Here is a 24728-nt window from a genome sequence, read left to right as displayed (position 1 = left end):
GAATTCGAGTGTTTGAAGATCAGTAGCGTCACCCTAAAGCAACGCGGGGCCAGGGAACAGACTCACCTGGCCTGAAGATGTAAGGTTCAAGCCGCTTTGGGTTTCGGTGGAAACTTCGGCGCGTGGAGACCCAACTGCATGCCGCGCTCGACCATGCCCATGATGTCTTCCTGCGCCACTTCAAACAGGCGCTTCAGATTGGGCAGCACGAAGTACAGCGGTTGCAGGATGTCGATGCGGTACGGCGTGCGCATGGCTTCCAACGGGTCGAACACCTGGTGTTCGGGCTCGGACGACAGGCTGTACACGGTCTCTTTGGGCGACGACAGAATGCCGCCACCGTAGATACGCCGGCCAGCGGGCGTGTCCACCAGGCCGAATTCGATGGTCATCCAGTACAGGCGCGCCAGGTACACCCGTTGCTCCTTGGTGGCCGCCAGGCCGAGCTTGCCGTAGGTGTGGGTGAATTCGGCGAACCAGGGGTTGGTCAACAGCGGGCAGTGGCCGAAAATCTCGTGGAAGATATCCGGCTCTTGCAGGTAATCCAGTTCTTCGCGGGTACGAATAAAGGTCGCCACCGGAAACTGTTTGCTGGCGAGCAATTCGAAGAAGGTCTGGAAGGGGATCAGCGCCGGCACGCGGGCGACTTGCCAACCGGTGGTCTCGGCCAGCACCTGGTTGATTTCGCCCAGTTGCGGGATGCGATCGTGTGGCAGGCCGAGCTTGTCGATGCCGTCCAGGTATTCCTGGCAGGCGCGACCCTCGATCACTTTCAACTGGCGAGTGATCAGGGTGTTCCACACCGCATGTTCTTCCGGTGAGTAGTGGATAAAACCTTGCGCGTCGGGCTCGCGTGCCACGTACTGCGTCTGCTTCATACGGCTCTCCTGCTAGGCATTCGTTCTTGTTATGTCCTGCGATGAGCCTATTGATAACCCGTGAGAAGCCAGATTCCATCTGTCTAAAACCGACGGATGTAGGAAAACTTACCATTTTTCGTAAAGTATTCGTTACGCTTGTTAGGTTGACCGTTGCATTGGGCTGGGAAAGTCGCTGTCGCTGTCACATAATCTTGACGACTATCTGCGCCCAGCGACAAAAAGACGCGGCGCCTCCCCACTTTTCGGGCCTCTTCATGCGTATCAAAGTGCACTGCCAGAACCGCATCGGCATCCTGCGGGACATCCTCAACCTGCTGGTGGAATACGGCGTCAACGTCGCCAAGGGCGAGGTCGGTGGGGAGCATGGCAACGCCATCTACCTGTACTGCCCGAACCTGGTGAACATGCAGTTCCAGGCGCTGCGCCCGCAATTCGAGGCGATTGCCGGGGTGTTTGGCGTAAAGAGGGTAGGGCTGATGCCCAGCGAGCGCCGGCATATGGAGCTCAATGCACTGCTGGGTGCCCTGGAGTTTCCGGTGTTGTCCATCGACATGGGCGGTTCCATTGTCGCCGCCAACCGCGCCGCGGCGCAGTTGCTCGGGGTGCGGGTGGATGAGGTGCCGGGCATGCCGTTGTCGCGCTACGCCGAGGACTTTGACTTGCCGGAGTTGGTGCGCGCGAGCAAGTCGCGGATCAACGGCCTGCGGGTCAAGGTCAAGGGCGACGTGTTTCTGGCGGACATCGCACCGCTGCAATCCTCCGAGCATGACGACAGCGAGGCCATGGCCGGTGCTGTGCTGACCCTGCACCGCGCCGACCGCGTCGGTGAGCGCATCTACAACGTGCGCAAGCAGGAGCTGCGCGGCTTTGACAGTATCTTCCAGAGCTCCAAAGTCATGGCCGCCGTAGTGCGCGAAGCCCGACGCATGGCGCCGCTCGATGCGCCTCTATTAATAGAAGGCGAAACCGGTACCGGTAAAGAGCTGCTGGCGCGTGCCTGCCACTTGGCCAGCCCGCGAGGGCAATCACCGTTGATGGCGCTCAACTGCGCCGGCCTGCCTGAGTCGATGGCCGAGACCGAGTTGTTCGGCTACGGCCCTGGCGCGTTTGAGGGCGCACGGGCTGAAGGCAAACTGGGGCTGCTGGAGCTGACGGCGGGCGGTACGTTGTTTCTCGACGGTGTGGGGGAAATGAGTGCGCGCTTGCAGGTGAAACTGCTGCGCTTTTTGCAGGACGGCTGCTTCCGTCGCGTCGGCAGTGATGAAGAGGTGTACCTCGACGTGCGCGTGATTTGCGCCACCCAGGTGGACTTGTCCGAGCTGTGCGCCCGTGGTGAATTCCGCCAGGACCTCTACCACCGCCTCAATGTGCTGTCCCTGCATATCCCTCCATTGCGCGAATGCCTGGATGGCCTGGCACCCTTGGTCGAGCACTTTCTCGACCAGGCCAGCCGCCAGATCGGTTGCCCGCTGCCCAAGTTGGCGCCCGCCGCGATGGAGCGTCTGAGTCACTACCACTGGCCAGGCAACGTGCGGCAGTTGGAAAACGTGCTGTTCCAGGCGGTGTCGTTGTGCGACGGCGGTATGGTCAAGGTTGAGCATATCCGCTTGCCCGATTATGGCGTGCGTCAGCCGCTTGGCGACTTCTCCCTGGAAGGTGGCCTGGAAGACATTGTCGGGCGGTTTGAGAAGGCGGTGTTGGAAGCCTTGTACGCTGAGCATTCCAGCAGCCGGCAGTTGGGTAAGCGACTGGGGGTATCCCACACCACCATCGCCAATAAACTGCGCGATTACGAAATCCTGAAGAGCGATAAATAATTCGCGGACACTACGCGGTCAAAATGTGGGAGCGGGCTTGCTCGCGAATGCGGTGTGTCATTCAACACATGAGTGAGTGAACCACCGCATTCGCGAGCAAGCCCGCTCCCACATTGGATCTTCGCCGTTTTCCAGACATGTGTTTGCCGCAGGCGGCAGTAGTCCGCCGTTTTTTCGACTCACGCTCAACCCTGAAATCACCCCACCTCACGGCAAACCCCCGCGCAGCCTGCACTTCTCGCTCTTTTCAAAAGTTGGTTCGCAAATTGCTTAAGCCTCATCAGTACAGCGGTGGGCGGCAAGCGTCCGTCAGAAAGAGGAAGAAGCGTGGACAAGTACCTTTATGTGGCAATGACCGGCGCCAGCCAGAATGCTCTGGCGCAGAAGGCCCATGCCAACAACCTGGCGAACATTTCCACCAATGGTTTCCAACGTGACCTGGAGCAGGCGCGTTCGATGCCGGTGTTCGGCGACAGCTTTCCGGCGCGGGCGTTTGCCATGACTGAGCGTCCGGCCACCGACTTCACCCCTGGCGCAATGATCGAGACCGGTCGTGACTTGGACGTGGCCGTCAACGGCGACGGCTGGATGGCCGTGCAGACCCCTGATGGCAGCGAAGCCTACGTACGCAGCGCCAGCATGAACGTCGATGCATTGGGCGTGCTGCGTGCCGGCAACGGTATGCCGATCATGGGCAATGGTGGTCCGATTGCCGTGCCGCCCCAGCAGAAAATCGAAGTGGGTTCCGACGGCACCATCAGTATCCGTGCCATGGGCGAAGGCCCGCGGGTGATGGCTGAAGTGGACCGCATCAAGCTGGTCCAGCCGGACCTGAAGAGCATGAATAAGGGCCTCGACGGCACCATCCATACCAAGGATGGCCAGCCAGCCCAGGCCGACGCGAACGTCAAGCTGACCTCGGGCTTCCTGCAGGCGAGCAACGTCAATGCCGTGGAAGAAATGACTGCGGTGCTGGCGCTTTCCAAGCAGTTCGAGCTGCACATCAAGATGATGAACAGCGCTAAAGAAGACGATCAGGCCATGACGCGCGTCATGCAGATGAGCTGATCCAACACACTAATTTTGCGGCGCAGCGCCAACAAACAGGCGCACGAAGGAGAACAGCATGCTTCCGGCTCTATGGGTTGCCAAAACAGGCCTGTCCGCCCAGGACACCAACCTGACCACCATTTCCAACAACCTGGCCAACGTGTCGACCACGGGGTTCAAACGTGACCGTGCCGAGTTCCAGGACTTGCTCTATCAGATCAAGAAGCAGCCAGGCGCCCAGTCGACCCAGGACAGCGAACTGCCGTCGGGCCTGCAATTGGGTACCGGTGTGCAGATCGTCGGCACCCAGAAGAACTTCAGCGCCGGTAACCTGCAGCAAACCGGCCAGCCGCTGGACATGGCCATCAACGGCCGCGGTTTCTTCCAGATCCTGCAACCGGACGGGACAACTTCCTACACCCGTGACGGTACTTTCCACCTGGACTCTAACGGCCAGATCGTGACCGCCAACGGTTTCGCCCTAGAGCCGGCCGTGATCGTTCCAGCCGACGCCAAGACCTTCACCGTCGGCAACGACGGCACCGTGTCGATCACCGTGGCCGGCAACCCCGCGTCGCAAGTGATCGGCAACCTGCAGACCGCTGACTTCATCAACCCGGCCGGCCTGCAAGCCATGGGCAACAACCTGTTCCTGGAAACCGCCTCCAGCGGCGCGCCGCAAATCGGCACCCCTGGCCTGAACGGTTTCGGCACCACGCTGCAAAGCACCCTGGAAACCTCCAACGTGAGCACGGTTGAGGAGATGGTCAACATGATCACCACCCAGCGCGCCTACGAGATGAACTCCAAGGTGATCTCCACCGCCGACCAGATGCTTTCGTTCGTAACGCAGAATCTGTAATCAAGTCTATGGGGCGCTCTTGAGGGCGCCTGCAACACCGTGAGGTAAGGGTCATGAATCGCTATGTTTCTGTTCTGGCATTGAGTGGGATTGCCGTGCTCGCGGGCTGTGTCGCCCCGACGCCAAAACCCAATGACCCGTACTACGCGCCGGTGTTGCCACGCACGCCGTTGCCGGCGGCTGCCAACAATGGCTCGATCTACCAGGCCGGTTTTGAACAGAACCTGTACAGCGACCGCAAGGCGTTCCGGGTCGGTGACATCATCACCATCACCCTGAACGAGAAGACCCAGGCCAGCAAGAACGCCAACTCCCAGGTGGGCAAGACCAGCAAGACCGGTATCGGCCTGACCTCGTTGTTTGGCGCAGTGCCTAACACCAACAACCCATTGGGCAGTGGTGACTTGAGCCTGAGCGCCGGCTACAGCGGCGACCGTGCCACAAATGGCAAGAGCGCGGCGGGGCAGGGCAACAGCCTGACCGGTTCGATTACCGTGACCGTGGCCGATGTATTGCCCAACGGCATCATCGCCATTCGCGGTGAAAAGTGGATGACCCTCAACACCGGCGATGAGCTGGTGCGCATTGCCGGCATGGTCCGCGCCGATGACATCTCCACTGACAACACCGTGCCGTCGACACGCATTGCCGATGCGCGCATTACTTACTCGGGTACGGGTTCGTTTGCTGATGCGAGTCAGCCGGGCTGGTTCGACCGTTTCTTCCTTAGCCCGCTGTTCCCTTTCTAGGTGGCCACTTTGAACTTCAAACAGCTGATGGCCGCCGCGCTCTTGTTGTGCCTGAGCGCAGCCGCCCAGGCCGAACGCCTGAAGGACATCGCCAGCATCTCCGGCGTGCGTTCCAACCAGTTGATCGGCTACGGCCTGGTGGTGGGGCTCAACGGTACGGGTGACCAGACCACCCAGACCCCGTTCACCCTGCAGACCTTCAACAACATGCTCTCGCAGTTTGGCATCAAAGTGCCGGCGGGCTCGGGCAACGTGCAGTTGAAGAACGTCGCGGCGGTGTCGATCAGCGCCGACCTGCCAGCGTTCTCCAAGCCGGGCCAGGTGGTGGATATCACCGTGTCGTCCATTGGTAACTCGAAAAGCCTGCGCGGCGGCACCTTGCTGATGACGCCGCTGAAGGGTATCGACGGCAACGTCTACGCCATCGCCCAGGGCAACCTGGTGGTGGGCGGGTTTGACGCCGAAGGTCGCGACGGCTCGAAGATCACCGTCAACGTGCCGTCGGCCGGGCGTATCCCGGGTGGCGCCACGGTTGAACGTACGGTGCCGAGTGGTTTCAACCAAGGCAACAGCCTGACCCTGAACCTCAACCGCTCCGACTTCACCACCGCCAAGCGCGTGGTCGACAAGATCAACGACATGCTCGGCCCAGGCGTGGCCCAGGCCATCGACGGCGGCTCGATCCGCGTGACGGCGCCGCTGGATCCGAGCCAGCGTGTCGACTACTTGTCGATCCTGGAAAACCTTGAAGTCGACCCGGGTCAGGCCGTGGCCAAAGTCATCATCAACTCGCGCACCGGCACCATCGTGATCGGCCAGAACGTCAAGGTCTCGCCGGCCGCCGTGACCCACGGCAGCCTGACCGTGACCATCACCGAAGACCCGATCGTCAGCCAGCCAGGGCCTTTGTCCAACGGCCAGACGGCGGTGGTGCCGCGTTCGCGGGTGAATGCCCAGCAAGAAGCCAAGCCGATGTTCAAGTTCGGCCCCGGCACCACCCTGGATGAGATTGTCCGCGCGGTGAACCAGGTGGGCGCAGCGCCCGGCGACTTGATGGCGATCCTTGAAGCATTGAAACAGGCCGGCGCCTTGCAAGCCGACCTTATCGTGATCTGAGGCCATGGCCATGGATATGCGCAAGAGCGGGATCAGCAGCACGGCGGACTCGGGGTCTTATTCCGACCTGAACCGGCTTAACCAGCTCAAGGTCGGTGCCGACAAGAACAGCGAAGGCAACATGCGCAAGGTCGCGCAGGAGTTCGAATCGTTGTTCCTGAGCGAGATGCTCAAGTCCATGCGTTCGGCCACCGAGGCGCTGGGTAAAGACAACCCGATGAATACGCCGGCGGCCAAGCAGTACCAGGAAATGTACGACCAGCAGCTGGCCGTCTCCATGTCCCGTGAAGGCGGGGGTATCGGCCTGGCCGACGTGCTGATGCGCCAGATGCAGAAGAACAAACCGGTAGAGGCCCAGGCCGCCACCTTGCAGGGCCCGGCAGGCACCACGCCTGAGAAGAAAGTCGATGTGCCGACCGAGATTGCGGCAGGCACCCAGGCCGAAGGGCCGCTGGGCCGCTCCAATGGCCAGCGTCCGCTGTGGGCTTACCGTGTTGCTGAGCCTCAGGCTGGCGCTGCGGCGTCCCACAGCAATGACATGGAATTGATGAACCAGCGTCGGATCGCCTTGCCGAGCAAACTGACCGATCGCCTGCTGGCTGGCATCGTGCCGAACGCACCTGTCGCGATTGATGCCAAGAGCGCGCCGCTGCGTAACAGCGTGGCCGACGATAATGTGATCAACAGCAGCGCGCGCACCTTCGCCGTGCCGAGCGGGCGCATGCAGGTCTACGGTCGCGCCGTGGCCCAGCCACCGTTGGCGCCGGCTAAGAAAGCCTTCAGTTCGCAGGATGAATTTGTCGCCACCATGTTGCCGATGGCCAAGGCGGCCGCTGCGCGCATCGGTGTCGATCCGAAGTACCTGGTGGCCCAGGCCGCCCTGGAAACCGGTTGGGGTAAATCGGTGATGCGCGCCGAAGACGGCAGCAGCAGCCACAACCTGTTCGGCATCAAGGCCGGCCAGAGTTGGCAGGGCGGCCAGGCCCGTGCGATCACCAGCGAGTTCCGCGATGGGGCGATGGTCAAGGAAACGGCGCAGTTCCGTTCCTACAACTCCTACCAGGACAGCTTCCATGACCTGGTGACATTGCTGCAAAGCAATGATCGCTATAAAGAAGTCATCAAATCGGCCGACAACCCGGAACAGTTTGTCCGCGAGTTGCAAAAAGCCGGTTACGCCACCGACCCGGCCTATGCCAGCAAGATTTCGCAGATCGCCAAAACGATGGACAGTTACCAGAACTACGCTGCCGCTGGCGCAACCACACATTTATAAGGTCTGAACCATGAGTTTGCTCAGTATCGGGATGTCAGGGCTCAACGCCTCTCAAGGATCGCTGTCGGTCTTGAGTAACAACATTGCCAACGCCAACACTCCGGGTTACTCGCGTCAGCAGACCACCCAGAATGCCAGCGCGGCGAACCAGTACGGAGGTGTGTACATCGGCAGCGGTACCACCCTGGCCGATGTGCGCCGGGTGTACAACGAATTCCTCGACGCGGCGTACCAGAACAGCACCTCGCTCAACAGCGATGCCAAGGCTTACCTCGACCAAGTCAGCGCTGTCGACAAGACCCTGTCGGACAAGACCACCGGTATGTCGGCTGTACTCAGTGAGTTCTTCTCGGCTGTGCAGACGGCCTCGGCCAACCCGAGCGATGTCTCGGCCCGCCAGGTGTTGATCACCAAGGCGCAGACGCTGAGCAATCGCTTCAACTCGATCTCTACGCAACTGGGCCAGCAGAAAGAAACCATCAACGGCCAGTTGAGCTCGATGAGTGACCAGGTCAACAAGCTGACCTCGTCCATTGCCTCGCTCAACAAGCAGATCGCCCAGGTGCAGGGTTCGTCGAACACAGCCCCGGCCAACCTGCTGGACGCGCGTGCCGAAGCCGTGCGTTCGCTGAACGAATTGGTCGGCGTGACCGCCACCGAGAAGAATGGCGTGTTCAGTGTCAGCACCGGTTCCGGCCAGTCGCTGGTACTGGGTGACCAGTCCAACACGATTTCCGCCGTACCGAGCAAGAACGACACCAGCCAGTTCACCATCCAGCTCAACGTTGGCGGCGGTGAGTCGCTCGACCTGGGCAACGTGCTGAGCGGCGGTAGCATCGGCGGTCTGTTGCGTTATCGCACCGATGCGCTGATGCCTGCCATCAATGATCTGGGCCGCATTGCCATCGCCACCGCAGACACCATCAACAACCAGTTGGGCCAGGGCCTTGACCTCAATAGCCAGTTCGGCAGCTCGCTGTTCAAGGACATCAACAGCGCCGCCGCCATTGCCCAGCGCAGCCAGGCTTCGGGTGACAATAGCGCGGGTTCCGGCAACCTGAACGTGACGATCAAGGACAGCAGCAAGCTGACCAATTTCGATTACAAGGTCACCTTCAGCGACAGCGCCAACCCGAACAACGTCACCGTAGTGCGTTCCGATGGCAAGGCCATGGGGACCTTTGACGTCACGGCCACGCCACCGGCCGTGATCGATGGTTTCACCTTGGCGCTCGATGGCAAGGGGCCGATGGCCACCGGGGACAGCTTCAAGGTCAGCCCGACCGCCAATGGTGCCAAGGACATTGGCACGGTGCTGACGGATCCGAACAAGATCGCCTTCGCCGCGCCGTTATCCGGGCAAGCCAGTAAAACCAACGAGGGCACCGGCACGTTTACCCCGCCGACCCTGACGGTGCCTCTGGATATCCAGGGCGGCGCCGCCACTGCCCAATTGCGCACAGGTATTGAACATTCGATGCCGGTGAAGATGGTGTTCGGCAAGCCGGCAGCCGATGGCACCCAGCCGTACACGCTCAATGATGCCCAGGGCAACCCGATCGGCACCGGCAGCATTGTTCCGGGGCAGGGCAACAAGGTCACGGTCAACGTGCCGATGCGCGATGCCAACGGTGCCTTGGTGGTGCCGGCCAAGAGTTTCAGTTTCGACACCACGGTGGGCGGTTCGCCGGCCAACGGCGACAGCACGACGTTCTCGTTCAATGCCTCCGGCAAGTCCGACAACCGCAACGCTCTTGACCTGCTCAGCTTGCAGACCAAGGCGACCATCGGTACGGCCGCCGATGGCACTGGCGGCACCAGCCTGGTGGGGGCCAACAGCAAGTTGGTGTCTACCGTCGGTGCGAAAGCGGCGGCTGCCGGTACCGACAGCACGGCGACGAACGCATTGCTGACCGCCAACAAGAACGCGCGCAACTCAGTGTCCCAGGTCAACCTGGACGAAGAGGCGGGCGACATGATCAAGTTCCAGCAGTACTACACGGCGTCGTCGCAGATCATCAAGGCTGCGCAAGAAACCTTCAGCACATTGATCAATAGTCTTTAAGGGAGGCTGGGACGATGCGTATTTCTACACAGCAGTATTTCGAGACCAGCTCCGCCAAGTATTCGGATAACTATTCGGGTGTGGTGAAGGCCCAGGACCAGGCCAGCTCCGGCGTGCGTGTACAGACCGCCGCGGATGATCCTGTGGCGGCGGCGCGGTTGTTGATGCTGCAGCAGCAGAAAGACATGGTGGCCCAGTCCACGGGCAACATCACCAGCCTGAAAAACTCGCTGACTAACGAAGAGAGTGTTTTAGGTGCGATCAGTGAAGCCATGCAGCGTGCCACGGAGCTGGCACTCAAGGCCGGTGGTGCCGGCAGTGATGCTGATCGTCGCTCGATTGCCAGTGAGGTCGGTGCGATTGAAGATCAGGTCCTGGGCCTGCTCAACAGCAAGGACTCGGCCGGCAACTACTTGTTTTCCGGGTCCAAGACCCAGACGCCGCCGTATGCGCGCAACAACGATGGCACCTACAGCTACCAGGGGGATGAAACCCCACTGAGCCTGCAGATTTCCAATACGCTGAATGTCAGCGCGGGTGATACCGGCAAGACCATCCTTGAAGGCGCGGCCAACGCCGGTCGCACCCAGGCCCCCTGGGTTGCGCCGAACCCGCAGACCGTGCCGCCTACGGTCAATGACCACAAGGTGGCGCTCTCGGCCGGGCTGGTGACATCGAGCGGCGACTACGCCAACAAATTCGCCGACGGCCAGCCTTACAAGCTGACTTTTACCAGCAGCACGCAATACAAGGTGTCTGACAAGAACGGCAATGACGTGACTTCCGAGATACCGGGCAATGGCACGTTCGACGCCACCAAGGAAGGCAGCACCAGCGTTGCACTGCGGGGGGTGAAGTTCGATATCACCATGAACCTCGGGGACGTGGCGCCGGGCGCCAACTCCGATGCGTTGGTCAAGGACCGTACCTTCAGCCTGGAGGCCAAGCCGGACACGTTCAGCGTGTCGCGCACGCCGAGCAATGCGTCGAGCGCACAGTTGACCGGCGCGCAGGTCACCAATCAGGCGGACTATGCCAGCACGTTCCCGTCCAACAGTGGGGCGATCATCAAGTTCACCAGCGCGACGGCCTATGAGGTGTATGCCCAGCCCTATTCGAGCGCCAGCAAGGCGATCGCCACCGGCGATACCGGCGGCGGTACCACGGTGACGGCGGCCGGCGTGACGTTTGACGTGAGCAGCGGCCCGCCGCAGCCAGGCGACCAGTTCTCGGTGGGCGCCAATACCCAGAAGACCCAGAATGCGCTGGATACCCTGGGCCAGTTGCGCAAGGCGCTGGAAGCGCCGGCCGACGGCAATCCGGCAGCGACGGTCAAGCTCAAGGATGCCATGAATTCGAGCATCGCCAACCTGGCCAATTCGATGTCCCAGATCGTCAATGTGCGGGGTTCCGTCGGGGCGCGGCAGAATGCTCTGGATATCCAGGCCAGTGAGAACTCAAGCATCAGCATTGCCACGACCAGCACGATGAGTGATCTGGCCAACATCGACATGGGTGAGGCGGCCATCAACCTGGCGCTGCAGCAAACCATGCTGCAAGCCTCCCAGCTGGCGTTTGTGAAAATCTCGCAGTTGAGCCTGTTCAACAAGATGTAAGTGGCTTCACGTCAAGCGGCCCGCCCTGGAAACACGGCGGGCCGTTGTCGTTTCTGGGATTTAATTGTTTGAAGGTTTTGCACAAAGCACACACAATTGAGTGACCTGTGAGTCATAAAGCGCATCTTCACTGTATCGTGTGAAAAGGATAAGTCGTCACAGGGTCCTTGCGAGGCGGCTTTCAGCGAGATTTTTATGGGGTTATCCCCTTTATTGTCAGCACTCCGGGCGTGGCCCAGGGGTGTTCTCCAGCTATTTAGTATTGGGAAGCCACAATGATTGGCATAAAAAGCATCGCCAGTTACGTGCCGGCAGACGGGATCGATAACTACGCCCAGGGTGCCAAATTCGCCAAGGATGAAGAATTCATCATTGGCAAGATCGGGTCGGCGTTCCTGCCGCGCAAGGAAGCCGCGCAGGAAACTTCCGATCTGTGTGTCGAGGCGGTCAACGCTTTGTTTGCCAACAACCCGGATTTGAAGCGCGAGTCGATCGACGCGCTGATCGTCGTCACCCAGAACGGCGACGAAGAGGGCCTGCCGCACACCGCCGCCATCGTCCAGGACAAGCTCGGTTTGCCGACCCACGTCGCCGCCTTCGATATTTCCCTGGGCTGCTCCGGCTACGTCTACGGCATCTACGCGATGAAGGGCTTCATGGAAGCCGCCGGCCTGAAAAACGGCCTGCTGGTCACCGCCGATCCGTATTCGAAGATCGTCGACCCGGAAGACCGCAACACCACCATGCTGTTCGGCGATGCCGCCACCGCTACCTGGATGGGTGAAGACGCGCCGTGGTTGCTCGGCAAGTCCAAGTTCGGCACCGACGGTTCCGGCGCCCCTCACCTGAAGGTCAGCGATGGCGTGTTCTTCATGAACGGTCGCCAGGTGTTCAACTTCGCCTTGCTCAAGGTGCCGGCGCATTTGCACGAGTTGCTCGATGAGTCAGACCTCAAGGCTGACGACATTGATGCGTTCTGCATCCACCAGGGCAGTGCGGCGATTGTCGATGCCGTGGCGCGTCGTTTTGAAGATGCGCCGGTGGACAAGTTCATCAAGGACATGGTCGAGACCGGCAACACCGTGTCGTCGAGCATCCCGCTGCTGCTGGAAAAGCACGTGATGGACGCCACCTGGAAACGCGTGGCCATCAGCGGGTTTGGTGTAGGCCTGTCGTGGGGCTCGGCGATTCTCTATCGCCCGTGACACCTTGAATCGATAGCACAAAAAAACGCCGATGCTCGAAAGAGCATCGGCGTTTTTTATTTGGCGCCAGAAAAGCCAATGAAATCGGGCTTTTTTGCCTGCGTAAGCCCTTGAATTACAAGGGGTGGCACGACGCCAGCAAAAAAATCGAAAAAAATCCTCAAGCAACCGGCTAGCACGACGATAACTATTACGTAGGTTCTCAGGCCACACCCGGCGGTTGCCAGGGCCGGAAGCCGCAGTATCCATCCAACGAGGATTTCGTCATGGCTTTAACAGTAAACACCAACATTGCTTCGATCACTACTCAGGGCAACCTGAACAAAGCTGGCGGCGCCCTGGCCACTTCCATGCAGCGCCTGTCTTCCGGCCTGCGTATCAACAGCGCTAAAGACGACGCCGCCGGCCTGGGTATCGCCAGCCGTATGACCAGCCAGATCAACGGCCTGGGTCAAGCTGTAAAGAACGCCAACGATGGTATCTCCATCGCGCAGACCGCTGAAGGCGCAATGCAGGCTTCGACCGACATTCTGCAAAAAATGCGTACCCTGGCTCTGTCCTCGGCTACCGGCTCCCTGAGCCCCGACGACCGTAAGTCGAACAACGACGAATACCAGGCCCTGACTTCGGAACTGACCCGTATCGCCCAGACCACTACTTTCGGTGGCCAGAAGCTGCTGGACGGTTCGTACGGTACCAAGTCGATCCAGGTTGGCGCCAACGCTAACGAAACCATCAACCTGTCCCTGGATAACGTTGCTGCCAACAATATCGGTTCGCAGCAGGTGAAGAGCATCGGCATCACTCCAGGTGCTGGTGTAGCTGGCGGCGCAATCGCAGTGACCGGTAACGGCCAGACTAGCAGCGTCACTGTTGCTGCTGCTGCTTCCGCTAAAACCATCGCTGCCCAGCTGAACGGCGCCGTCGGTGGCCTGAGCGCTACCGCCAGCACTGAAGCTCAGTTCGTAGTCGGCGCCGGTGCTGCTACCGCTCCAGCTTCGTTCACCATGACCGTTGGCGGCCAAGCCACCACGTTCGTTGGCGTAAAAGACACTGCCAGCCTGGCTGACCAACTGAAGTCGAACTCCGCCAAACTGGGTATCAGCGTTAACTACGACGAGTCCAAAGGCACTCTGTCGGTTAAATCCGACACCGGTGAAAACCTGGCCTTCAGCGCTTCGACCGCTGCCGGCACCATCACTGTTGCCACCAAAGACGGTTCGGGCACCTACGGTACTGCTACCGCCCTGGCTGACGGCATCATCGCTACCGGTGCAGTAAACCTGGACTCCGCCAAGGGTTACTCCCTGGAAGGCGCTGGTGTGACCGGTGTCTTCGGTGCCGCTACTTCGGCTGCTTCGACCAAGACCTCCGTATCGCAAACCGACGTGACTGACGCCACCAAGGCCCAGAACGCTGTGTCCGTGATCGACCAGGCTATCGCTACCATCTCCAGCTCCCGTTCGGGCCTGGGTGCGGTACAGAACCGTCTGACCAGCACTGTGGACAACCTGTCCAACATCCAGAAAAACAGCACCGCTGCTCGTTCCACCATCCAGGACGTCGACTTCGCTTCCGAAGCCGCTGAACTGACCAAGCAGCAAACCCTGCAGTCGGCTTCCACTGCGATCCTGTCGCAGGCTAACCAACTGCCATCCGCTGTACTGAAGCTGCTTCAGTAATAGCGACGCGTGGTGAATGACGGAAGGGCGCGTTTACGTGCCCTTTCGTCTTTTCCAATCAGAGGAGATTGGGCATGGACATGAGTGTAAAACTGAACTTGTCTTATCCGCCGCTGGCCCCTCAAGGCACTCCGGCACCTGTGGTTGCGGATAAAGACAAGACTAAGGTTGAAGCGGCCGCGCCAACCGCGGGTACGTCCCAAAAGGACAGCCTGGAAAAAGCGGTCACTGATATTAAAGAATTCGTACAAGCGGCCCAGCGCAACCTGGACTTTTCCATTGACGATTCCACCCATAGGGTTGTGGTCAAGGTCATTGCCACCGACACCGGTGAAGTGATCCGACAGATTCCTTCGGAAACGGCCTTGAAACTGGCACAGAGTCTGGCCAGCGCCAGTCATGTGTTGTTTGACGACAAGGCGTGAACTGGCATGAAACTTGTTGCTGTCACAGCTTGAAGCGATAGTCGTCAAGATAACGGCAGCCACCGGAACAGGAGAAAGATGATGGCGGGTACAACGATTACCGGCGTGGGGTCGGGTTTCGACACTCAGGCGATTGTGAAATCCCTGGTGGATGCCGAGCGAGCGCCTAAACAGGGTCAGATCAACCTCCAGTCGCAAAAGGCAACCACCCAGCTGTCGTCCATCGGCAAGATCCAGGCAGCCCTGGACGCCTTCCGGGGTGCGCTGACAAGCATGGGCACCGATAACAGCTTCAGTGGCTTGACCGGTACGTCCTCGGACGAGAAGGTCGCCACCATGACGGCCAACCAGGGTGCGGCGAGCGGTAGCTTCTCGCTGGTCGTCAACCAGTTGGCGACGCCGTCGAAGCTGTCGACCAAGAGTTTCACTGGCGGCCAGTCGACGGTCGTGAACAGTGGCACCACCCCAACGACGCTGACGATCAGCCAGTCGGGCAAGAACTTCGACCTGAAGGTGCCGGCCGGCGCGACCCTGCAACAGGTGCGTGACTCGATCAACTCGCAGTTCGGCACCGCAGGCCTGAGTGCCAACATCCTCACCGACTCCAACGGTTCGCGTCTTATTCTGACCTCCACCAATGCTGGTGTTGGTTCCGATCTGACGATGTCGGGCAACTCGGGGATTGATACCGGTTACACAGTGGTCAGCGAGCCGAAGAACGCCAAGTACACCATTGACGGTATTGCTGCAGAGTCCAAGACCAACAGCATCACGGATGCAGTGAGTGGTGTAAGTATCAAGTTGCTCTCTGTGTCGCCCTTGACCACGCCTTCGGATACCGCGTCTACGGCTCGCAATGCTTTGACCATCTCCGTCTCCACCAGCACCACCGCCCTCAAGTCCGGGGTCAAAGGCTTCGTCGACACCTACAACGCCCTGCTCAAGGCGATGAACGCCGAGACCAAGGTGACCAAGGATGCCGCCGGTAACTCCGTCGCCGCCACCTTGACCGGCGACTCGACCATGCGCACCTTGCAGGCGGCGATCCGCAACGAGTTCAACGCCCTGTCCGGCAACGGCACCTTGAAGTCCCTGGCGCAATTCGGGGTGACGACTGACCGCGACACCGGCGCGCTGAGCATCGATGCCAAGCAGTGGGACAAGGCTGTGCTGACCAACGCCGCCGACATCAACAGTATCTTCAGCGGCAAGACCGGCCTGCTCGCGCGCCTGACGGCGGCGACCGATGGCTATGCCAAGGCCACCACCGGGATCCTGGCCACGCGTTCAGCGTCGTTGTCCGACAGCCTTAAAGACCTCAACAAGCAGCAAGTTGCGTTGGATGAACGCCTCACCACCATGCAAGACTCCTTGACCCGCAAGTACACCGCCATGGATACGCTGGTGGCGCAACTGCGCCAGCAGAGCAGCAGTATCCTGGGTACGCTCAGCGCGCTGAGTAACGCCCAGAAAAGCAGCTGATTGATGGCTGATGAAAAAGCCCAGGTCCATTGACCTGGGCTTTGTTCTTCATAGTGCCGTCGGGTTAAAGTTTTTTGCGACCCAGTCGACATAATGGTTATTGCAACCCTTCTCGCTGTTGCCTGTCACGAGGTAGAAACATGAATCCCATGAGAGCCCTTCGCCAATACCAGAAGGTCAATTCCCATGCCCAGATCTCCGAAGCCAGCCCGCACCGTCTGGTGCAAATGCTGATGGAGGGCGGGCTCGACCGCATGGCGCAGGCCAAAGGTGCGTTGGCGCGTGGCGATATCGCCGCAAAGGGCCTGATGCTGGGCAAGGCCGCCGACATCCTCATCGGGCTTCGTGATGGCCTGAGCGCGGAAAAAAGCGACAACAAGGAATACGTTCAGCAACTGGAAGGTCTGTACGTGTACATGACTAACCGTTTAATGGAAGCCAATCTGCACAACGACGCCGACATGATTGACGAAGTCGCCCGTTTGCTGATTACCGTGAAAGAAGGCTGGGATGCCATCGGCGCGCCACAAGGCGCTGCACAATAAGGCCAAGCGGCCTTGAGGAACACGTCATGAGCCAAGCATTGCAACGCATTGATGAAACCCGCGAGGCGCTGATGGGCGCGCTGGCGGACCGCAACTGGGACGCCATCGGCGAACTGGACCTGGGCTGTCGTCATGTCATCGACGAGGTGCTCAGCGAAGCGCCGGTAGACGAGGATGCGTTGCGCGAAAAGCTTGAGAGTCTGCTGGCGGTTTACCAGCAATTGCTTGAGGTGACGACCGGCGAGCGGCAGGCGATTTTCGAAGAGATGTCGCAGATCAACCAAGCGAAAAATGCGTCAAAGGTTTACCATCTGTTCGGCTGAAGAGCCGCAGTTGGTCCGATGGGTGCGTCATATATTTGACTGTGCCAGCATTTTTGACTTAACTAGTGCTGTTTTCAGATTTCAGACGTCTAGTAAGGTACAAAGTCGTACAGGCGTCTCGATTGCCCTCACTTTTGGGGCACGAAGTTTTACTAGGGAAGTTGCTATTGCATGTGGCGTGAAACCAAAATTCTGCTGATTGATGACGATAGCGTCCGCCGCCGCGATTTAGCGGTGATTTTGAATTTTCTTGGCGAAGAAAATCTGCCCTGCGGCAGCCATGACTGGCAGCAGGCGGTCAGCTCATTGTCATCGAGCCGTGAAGTCATTTGTGTGCTGATCGGGACGGTAAACGCTCCTGGCGCTGTTTTGGGCTTGTTAAAGACACTGTCTACCTGGGATGAGTTCCTTCCCGTGTTGCTGATGGGCGATATTTCTTCTGTCGACCTGCCAGAAGACCAGCGCCGCCGCGTGCTTTCCACCCTGGAAATGCCGCCCAGCTACAGCAAATTGCTCGACTCCCTACACCGTGCCCAGGTCTATCGCGAGATGTATGACCAGGCCCGCGAGCGCGGTCGCCATCGCGAACCCAACCTGTTCCGCAGTCTGGTCGGCACCAGCCGCGCCATCCAGCACGTGCGCCAGATGATGCAGCAGGTTGCCGATACCGACGCCAGCGTGCTGATCCTTGGCGAGTCGGGCACCGGCAAGGAAGTGGTCGCGCGCAACTTGCACTATCACTCCAAGCGCCGCGACGGGCCCTTTGTGCCGGTCAACTGCGGGGCGATCCCGGCAGAGCTGCTCGAAAGCGAATTGTTCGGCCACGAGAAGGGCGCCTTTACCGGGGCGATCACCAGCCGTGCCGGGCGTTTCGAGCTGGCCAACGGCGGCACCCTGTTCCTCGACGAGATCGGCGACATGCCGCTGCCGATGCAGGTCAAGCTGTTGCGCGTGTTGCAGGAGCGTACCTTCGAGCGCGTGGGCAGCAACAAGACCCAGAGCGTCGACGTGCGCATCATCGCGGCCACCCACAAGAACCTCGAGAGCATGATCGAGGTCGGCAGCTTCCGCGAAGACCTGTACTACCGCCTCAACGTATTCCCGATCGAGATGGCCCCGCTGCGCGAGCGCGTGGAAGACATCCCGCTGCTGATGAACGAACTGATCTCGCGCATGGAGCATGAAAAGCGCGGTTCGATCCGTTTCAATTCCGCCGCGATCATGTCCCTGTGCCGCCACGGCTGGCCGGGCAACGTGCGCGAGCTGGCCAACCTGGTGGAGCGCATGGCGATCATGCACCCCTACGGTGTGATCGGCGTGGTCGAGCTGCCGAAGAAATTCCGCTACGTCGACGACGAAGACGAGCAACTGGTCGACAGCCTGCGCAGCGACCTGGAAGAACGGGTGGCCATCAACGGTCATACCCCGGACTTCGGCTCTACCGCGATGCTGCCGCCTGAAGGCCTGGACCTGAAGGACTACCTCGGCAACCTGGAACAAGGCCTGATCCAACAGGCCCTGGACGACGCCAACGGCATCGTCGCCCGTGCCGCCGAGCGCCTGCGCATCCGTCGAACCACCCTGGTAGAGAAGATGCGCAAGTACGGTATGAGCCGCAAAGAAGGTGATGAACAGGCGGATGATTGACGCCTGTTTTTCAAACCGCTGATTTATCAGCGGTTTTTTTTCGGCACGGGTATTGCTACAGCCCTCGCAACGTTCCGTTTAACTGACGGTCAGCCAAGCGAGAGAGCATGATGCCCCACGCCGCCCAACATTCTTCCAGCCCCGCCATCCCGGGGCTCGTTCCCTCTGTAGAACAGCAAAGCCGCCAGGGCCTGGAGCAAGCTTTTTCGCTGTTCAACCAGATGTCCAGCCAATTGACCGATTCCTACAGCCTGCTCGAAGCCCGTGTTTCGGAGCTCAAGGGCGAGTTGGCGGTGGTCAGTGCCCAGCGCATGGAAGAGTTGGCTGAGAAGGAGCGCCTGGCCAACCGTCTGCAAAACCTGCTGTCGCTGTTGCCTGGTGGCGTGATCGTCATCGACGAAGAGGGCCGCGTGCGCGAAGCCAACCCGGCGGCCTGCGACATGCTTGGCCTGCCGTTGGAAGGCGAGCTGTGGCGTCACGTGATCACCCGCTGCTTTGCGCCGCGTGAAGACGACGGCCATGAAATCTCGCTCAAGGACGGCCGCCGCTTGTCCATTGCCACGCGCGCCCTGGACGCGGAGCCGGGCCAGCTTGTGCTACTCAACGACCTGACTGAAACCCGTCACCTGCAAGACCAGTTGGCGCGCCACGAGCGTTTGTCTTCGCTGGGGCGCATGGTCGCTTCTCTGGCGCATCAGATCCGCACGCCACTGTCGGCGGCGTTGATCTACGCCAGTCATTTGACTGATGAGCAATTGCCTGCGGCCACCCACCAGCGTTTTGCCGGGCGCCTCAAGGAGCGCCTGCACGAGTTGGAGCATCAGGTGCGCGACATGCTGGTATTTGCCCGTGGTGAATTGCCGCTGACCGACCGCATCACGCCGGCCGAGTTGATGCAGGCCCTGCAAGCGGCGGCCGCCACTCACATTCAAGACGTGCAAGTGCGTTGGCAGTGTGACAGCCATCTCGGCGAGCTGCTGTGCAACCGCGACACCCTTGTTGGTTCGCTGCTCAACCTGATCGAAAACGCCACCCAGGCCAGCGGCCCCGGTGCGCGGCTCAAGGTGCACCTGTACCACCGCGAGCAAACCCTGCGCCTGTGCATCAGCGACAGTGGCAGCGGTATCGAGCCCGCCGTGTTGCAGCGCCTGGGCGAACCCTTTTTCACCACCAAGACTAACGGCACCGGCCTCGGCCTGACCGTGGTCAAGGCAGTGGCACGCGCCCATCAGGGAGAATTGCTGCTGCATTCCCGTGTCGGGCGTGGCACCTGTGCATTGATGACCTTGCCGCTGTTTTCATGCGCGGCAAGCGCGGAGTAAAAGGTTATGGCTATCAAGGTTCTGTTGGTGGAAGACGATCGCGCGCTGCGTGAAGCATTGGCTGACACGCTGCTGTTGGCGGGCCATGACTACCGGGCGGTCGGTTCTGCCGAGGACGCCTTGGAGGCGGTGGAGCAAGAGTCCTTCAGCCTGGTGGTCAGCGACGTGAACATGCCGGGCATGGACGGCCACCAGTTGCTCGGCCTGCTGCGCGCGCGTCAGCCACAGCTGCCGGTGTTGCTGATGACCGCTCACGGCGCTGTCGAGCGTGCGGTCGACGCAATGCGCCAGGGCGCGGCGGATTACCTGGTCAAACCGTTCGAGCCCAAAGCTTTGATCGAACTGGTCGCGCGGCATGCCCTGGGCGTGATCCCGGCCAGCGACGGCGAAGGTCCGATTGCCTTCGAGCCGGCCAGCGCGCAGTTGCTGGAATTGGCGGCCCGCGTGGCGCGCAGTGATTCCACCGTGCTGATTTCCGGCGAGTCCGGCACCGGTAAGGAAGTGCTGGCCCGCTATATCCACCAGCAATCGACCCGCGCCAAACAGCCGTTTATCGCGATCAATTGCGCGGCAATCCCCGACAACATGCTCGAAGCCACGCTGTTCGGCCACGAAAAAGGCTCGTTCACCGGCGCCATCGCGGCTCAGGCGGGCAAGTTCGAGCAGGCGGATGGCGGCACGATTTTGCTCGATGAAATTTCCGAGATGCCCCTGGGCCTGCAAGCCAAGTTGCTGCGGGTGCTGCAAGAGCGCGAAGTGGAGCGCGTTGGCGCACGCAAGCCGATCCAGCTGGATATTCGCGTGGTCGCCACCACCAACCGTGACCTGGCGGGCGAAGTGGCGGCGGGGCGCTTCCGTGAAGACCTGTTCTACCGTCTCTCGGTCTTTCCCCTGGCCTGGCGCCCGTTGCGCGAGCGCCCGGCGGATATCATTCCGCTGGCCGAGCGTCTGCTGGGCAACCACGTCAAAAAAATGAAGCATGCCCAGGCGCGCCTGTCGGCCGAGGCCCAGGCCTGCCTGGTGGCCTATCCGTGGCCAGGGAACGTGCGGGAATTGGACAATGCCATCCAGCGTGCGTTGATCCTGCAACAGGGCGGCCTGATCCAGCCCCAGGATTTCTGCCTGGCCATGGGCAGCGGGATTGCGCCGCTGCCGACCCTGGCACCTGCGCCCGTGGTGGTCGAATCCGAAACCGCCGGTGCATTGGGCGACGACCTGCGTCGCCGTGAATTCCAGATGATCATCGACACCCTGCGCGCCGAGCGCGGCCGCCGCAAAGAGGCCGCCGAGCGCCTGGGGATCAGCCCGCGGACCTTGCGCTACAAGCTGGCACAGATGCGTGACGCCGGCATGGACGTCGAGGCGTATCTGTTCGCCACCTGATCGGTAACAAGGCAGACAAGGTTTGTCGCCTTTTCTTACGAGTTGAACCAGAGCTGGCACCCTTGTTGCTACTTCACCTAGTAATTGCGGCGTAGCGTCAAAAAACATGCGGGTTGTCGGAGAGAGAAGTTCATGAGCCAGGGTATTGAGTTCAATCGGTTGATGTTGGATATGCGCTCCATGCAAATGGATGCCATGGCTCAACCGAAATCCGTCGCGCCTGCGCCGGAATTGGGCCAAAGCAGCTTCGCCGACATGCTCGGCCAGGCCATCAACAAAGTCAGTGATACCCAGCAAGCCTCCAGCCAGTTGGCCAACGCGTTCGAGATCGGCAAAAGCGGCGTGGACCTCACCGATGTGATGGTTGCCTCGCAAAAGGCCAGCGTGTCGTTCCAGGCGTTGACCCAGGTGCGTAACAAGCTGGTTCAGGCTTACCAAGACATCATGCAGATGCCGGTTTAAGGACGAGATTTAAGTCATGGCAGAAGCAGTCGTGGACAACGCACCCGCCAAGGCAGACGGCAAGCCGCCGCTGTTTGGCCTGTCGTTCCTGGAAAACCTTTCCGAAATGACCATGTTGCGTCAGGTGGGCCTGATGGTCGGCCTGGCCGCCAGCGTGGCGATTGGTTTTGCCGTGGTGCTGTGGTCGCAGCAACCGGATTACCGGCCGTTGTACGGCAGCCTGGCCGGCATGGATTCCAAGCAAATCATGGAAACCCTGGCCGCCGCCGACATCGCCTACACCGTTGAGCCCAACTCCGGCGCGCTGCTGGTCAAGGCCGACGACGTGGCCCGTGCGCGCATGAAGCTCGCGGCGGCCGGCGTCACCCCGTCCGACGCCAATATCGGTTTTGAAATCCTCGACAAAGACCAGGGCCTCGGCACCAGCCAGTTCATGGAAGCCACCCGCTACCGTCGTGGCCTGGAAGGCGAGCTGGCACGCACCATCTCCAGCCTGAACAACGTCAAGGGCGCCCGCGTGCACCTGGCCATTCCGAAAAGCTCGGTGTTTGTGCGCGATGAGCGCAAGCCCAGCGCTTCGGTATTGGTGGAGCTGTTCTCTGGTCGCTCCCTGGAGCCAGGCCAGGTGCTGGCCATCGTCAACTTGGTTGCCACCAGCGTGCCTGAGCTGAGCAAGTCGCAAATCACTGTGGTCGACCAGAAGGGCAACCTGCTGTCCGACCAGGCGGAAAACTCCGCGCTGACCCAGGCCGGCAAGCAGTTCGATTACAGCCGTCGCGTCGAAAGCATGCTCACCCAGCGTGTGCACAACATCCTGCAACCGGTGTTGGGCAACGACCGCTACAAGGCTGAAGTGTCGGCCGATGTGGACTTCAGCGCCGTCGAATCGACCTCCGAGCAGTTCAACCCGGACCAGCCGGCGCTGCGCAGCGAGCAGTCCACCAGCGAACAACGCACCGCCGCCAATGGCCCGCCACAAGGCGTACCGGGCGCCCTGAGCAACCAGCCGCCGGCCCCGGCCTCGGCTCCGCAAACCACCGGTGGCGCGACGGCCAGCGCTGGCGCCATCCAGCCAGGCCAGCCACTGCTGGACGCCAATGGCCAGCAGATCATGGACCCGGCCACCGGCCAGCCGATGCTCGCACCGTACCCGGCGGACAAGCGTAACCAGTCGACCAAGAACTTCGAACTCGACCGTTCCATCAGCCACACCAAGCAGCAGCAGGGCCGCGTCAATCGCCTGTCGGTGTCGGTGGTGGTGGATGACCAGGTCAAGGTCAATGCCGCCGATGGCGCCGTTACCCGTGCCCCCTGGAGCGCCGATGAATTGGCACGCTTCACGCGCCTGGTGCAGGACGCTGTCGGTTTTGACGCCAGCCGCGGTGACAGCGTCAGCGTGATCAACATGCCGTTCTCCGCCGAGCGTGGCGAAGTGATCGCTGACCCTGCGTTCTACACGCAGCCGTGGTTCTGGGACATCGTCAAGCAAGTGCTGGGTGTGTTGTTCATCCTGGTGCTGGTGTTCGGCGTGCTGCGCCCGGTGCTCAACAACATCACCGGCAACGGCAAGAAACAACTGGCGGCCTTCGGTGGCAGCGACGTCGAGTTGGGTGGCATGGGCGGCCTGGACGGCGAACTGGCCAACGACCGCGTCAGCCTCGGCGGCCCGCAAAGCATCCTGTTGCCAAGCCCGAGCGAAGGCTATGACGCTCAGCTGAATGCAATCAAGAGTCTGGTGGCAGAAGACCCGGGCCGTGTGGCCCAGGTCGTGAAAGAGTGGATCAACGCAGATGAGTGATAATCGAGCCGCTGTTGCCAAGCTCACCAAGGTCGACAAAGCCGCAGTCCTGCTGCTGTCCCTCGGTGAAACCGACGCCGCCCAAGTGCTGCGCCACATGGGGCCCAAAGAGGTCCAGCGCGTGGGCGTGGCCATGGCGCAGATGCGCAATGTGCACCGCGAGCAGGTCGAGCAGGTGATGAGCGAGTTCGTCGAGATCGTCGGCGACCAGACCAGCCTGGGCGTCGGCTCCGACAGCTACATCCGCAAGATGCTCACCTCGGCCCTGGGCGAAGACAAGGCCAACGGCCTGATCGACCGCATCCTGCTGGGTGGCAACACCAGCGGTCTGGACAGCCTGAAATGGATGGAGCCGCGTGCCGTCGCCGACGTGATCCGCTACGAACACCCGCAGATCCAGGCGATCGTGGTGGCGTATCTCGACCCCGACCAGGCCGGTGAAGTGCTCGGCCACTTCGACCACAAAGTGCGCCTGGACATCATCCTGCGCGTGTCGTCGCTGAACACCGTACAGCCGGCGGCGCTGAAAGAACTCAACACGATTCTGGAGAAGCAGTTCTCCGGCAACTCGAACGCCTCGCGCACCACCCTGGGTGGTATCAAGCGTGCGGCGGACATCATGAACTTCCTCGACAGCTCGGTCGAAGGCCAGTTGATGGACTCGATCCGCGAGATCGACGACACCCTGTCCGGCCAGATCGAAGACCTCATGTTCGTGTTCAACAACCTCTCCGATGTCGACGACCGTGGCATCCAGGCGTTGCTGCGCGAAGTGTCCTCGGACGTGCTGGTGCTGGCCCTCAAGGGCTCGGACGAAAACGTCAAAGAGAAGATCTTCAAGAACATGTCCAAGCGTGCCTCGGAACTGTTGCGCGACGACCTGGAAGCCAAGGGCCCGGTGCGTGTCAGCGACGTGGAAACCGCACAGAAAGAAATCCTCACCATTGCCCGCCGTATGGCCGAAGCCGGAGAAATCGTTCTCGGCGGGAAGGGCGGCGAAGAAATGATCTAAGGCGCGTCCC

General features: G+C 60.7%; 21 protein-coding genes. 20 read left to right on the top strand and 1 reads right to left on the bottom strand.

What is annotated here, in order from left to right:
• Window positions 1-86 precede the first annotated feature (86 nt).
• Window positions 87-878, bottom strand: a complete 792-nt coding sequence (gene phhA, locus BLR69_RS12860) for a phenylalanine 4-monooxygenase (protein ID WP_071493770.1) — start codon at window positions 876-878, stop codon at window positions 87-89.
• 257 nt (window positions 879-1135) lie between these two features.
• Here phhA and BLR69_RS12855 point away from each other — a divergent pair, with 257 nt between their 5' ends.
• From BLR69_RS12855 to fliG, 20 genes are all read left to right on the top strand, one after another.
• Window positions 1136-2698: a sigma-54-dependent transcriptional regulator gene (locus BLR69_RS12855; RefSeq protein ID WP_071493769.1), complete on the top strand. Its 1563-nt coding sequence runs from the start codon at window positions 1136-1138 to the stop codon at window positions 2696-2698.
• Between the two features lie 327 nt (window positions 2699-3025).
• Window positions 3026-3766, top strand: coding sequence for a flagellar basal body rod protein FlgF (locus BLR69_RS12850; protein ID WP_071493768.1), 741 nt, complete (start codon window positions 3026-3028; stop codon window positions 3764-3766).
• Window positions 3767-3824: 58 nt separating this feature from the next.
• Complete coding sequence (gene flgG, locus BLR69_RS12845) at window positions 3825-4610, top strand: flagellar basal-body rod protein FlgG (protein WP_025855853.1); 786 nt, start codon at window positions 3825-3827, stop codon at window positions 4608-4610.
• 53 nt (window positions 4611-4663) lie between these two features.
• Window positions 4664-5359, top strand: a complete 696-nt coding sequence (gene flgH, locus BLR69_RS12840; protein ID WP_016976553.1) for a flagellar basal body L-ring protein FlgH — start codon at window positions 4664-4666, stop codon at window positions 5357-5359.
• 27 nt (window positions 5360-5386) lie between these two features.
• On the top strand, window positions 5387-6475 hold the full coding sequence (locus tag BLR69_RS12835) for a flagellar basal body P-ring protein FlgI (protein ID WP_166794316.1): 1089 nt from the start codon (window positions 5387-5389) through the stop codon (window positions 6473-6475).
• A gap of 4 nt (window positions 6476-6479) precedes the next feature.
• On the top strand, window positions 6480-7751 hold the full coding sequence (flgJ, locus tag BLR69_RS12830) for a flagellar assembly peptidoglycan hydrolase FlgJ (protein WP_071493766.1): 1272 nt from the start codon (window positions 6480-6482) through the stop codon (window positions 7749-7751).
• Between the two features lie 10 nt (window positions 7752-7761).
• The gene (gene flgK / locus BLR69_RS12825) at window positions 7762-9816 is read left to right on the top strand and encodes a flagellar hook-associated protein FlgK (protein WP_071493765.1); all 2055 of its coding nucleotides are present in this window, start codon (window positions 7762-7764) and stop codon (window positions 9814-9816) included.
• A gap of 14 nt (window positions 9817-9830) precedes the next feature.
• Window positions 9831-11432, top strand: coding sequence for a flagellar hook-associated protein 3 (locus BLR69_RS12820; protein WP_071493764.1), 1602 nt, complete (start codon window positions 9831-9833; stop codon window positions 11430-11432).
• 275 nt (window positions 11433-11707) lie between these two features.
• Window positions 11708-12637, top strand: a complete 930-nt coding sequence (locus BLR69_RS12815; RefSeq protein ID WP_058424918.1) for a ketoacyl-ACP synthase III — start codon at window positions 11708-11710, stop codon at window positions 12635-12637.
• Window positions 12638-12903: 266 nt separating this feature from the next.
• Window positions 12904-14319, top strand: coding sequence for a flagellin N-terminal helical domain-containing protein (locus tag BLR69_RS12810; RefSeq protein ID WP_071493763.1), 1416 nt, complete (start codon window positions 12904-12906; stop codon window positions 14317-14319).
• 74 nt (window positions 14320-14393) lie between these two features.
• Complete coding sequence (locus tag BLR69_RS12805) at window positions 14394-14744, top strand: flagellar protein FlaG (protein WP_058424917.1); 351 nt, start codon at window positions 14394-14396, stop codon at window positions 14742-14744.
• A gap of 81 nt (window positions 14745-14825) precedes the next feature.
• A complete protein-coding gene (gene fliD, locus BLR69_RS12800) occupies window positions 14826-16226 on the top strand; it encodes a flagellar filament capping protein FliD (protein WP_071493762.1) in 1401 nt (466 codons plus the stop codon).
• Between the two features lie 140 nt (window positions 16227-16366).
• Complete coding sequence (gene fliS, locus BLR69_RS12795; protein ID WP_058424915.1) at window positions 16367-16771, top strand: flagellar export chaperone FliS; 405 nt, start codon at window positions 16367-16369, stop codon at window positions 16769-16771.
• Window positions 16772-16797: 26 nt separating this feature from the next.
• The gene (locus tag BLR69_RS12790; protein WP_015885198.1) at window positions 16798-17094 is read left to right on the top strand and encodes a flagellar assembly protein FliT; all 297 of its coding nucleotides are present in this window, start codon (window positions 16798-16800) and stop codon (window positions 17092-17094) included.
• A gap of 171 nt (window positions 17095-17265) precedes the next feature.
• Entirely contained in the window at window positions 17266-18741 is a 1476-nt protein-coding gene (locus BLR69_RS12785; protein ID WP_058424913.1) for a sigma-54 dependent transcriptional regulator, read from the top strand.
• Between the two features lie 110 nt (window positions 18742-18851).
• Window positions 18852-20063 (top strand): sensor histidine kinase, encoded by a 1212-nt coding sequence (locus BLR69_RS12780; RefSeq protein ID WP_071493993.1) that lies wholly within the window; start codon window positions 18852-18854, stop codon window positions 20061-20063.
• 6 nt (window positions 20064-20069) lie between these two features.
• A complete protein-coding gene (locus BLR69_RS12775) occupies window positions 20070-21446 on the top strand; it encodes a sigma-54-dependent transcriptional regulator (RefSeq protein ID WP_071493761.1) in 1377 nt (458 codons plus the stop codon).
• Window positions 21447-21578: 132 nt separating this feature from the next.
• On the top strand, window positions 21579-21908 hold the full coding sequence (gene fliE, locus BLR69_RS12770; RefSeq protein WP_015885194.1) for a flagellar hook-basal body complex protein FliE: 330 nt from the start codon (window positions 21579-21581) through the stop codon (window positions 21906-21908).
• Window positions 21909-21924: 16 nt separating this feature from the next.
• Complete coding sequence (fliF, locus tag BLR69_RS12765) at window positions 21925-23706, top strand: flagellar basal-body MS-ring/collar protein FliF (protein WP_071493760.1); 1782 nt, start codon at window positions 21925-21927, stop codon at window positions 23704-23706.
• Window positions 23699-24718, top strand: a complete 1020-nt coding sequence (fliG, locus tag BLR69_RS12760; protein ID WP_010208743.1) for a flagellar motor switch protein FliG — start codon at window positions 23699-23701, stop codon at window positions 24716-24718. The genes fliF and fliG overlap by 8 nt, the downstream gene beginning before the upstream one ends.
• Window positions 24719-24728 lie beyond the last annotated feature (10 nt).

This window comes from Pseudomonas azotoformans (assembly GCF_900103345.1).
Taxonomy (GTDB): Bacteria; Pseudomonadota; Gammaproteobacteria; order Pseudomonadales; family Pseudomonadaceae; genus Aquipseudomonas; species Aquipseudomonas azotoformans.
Note: the sequence above shows the minus strand (reverse complement) of the source record. Positions and strands in the feature narration are given on the sequence as shown.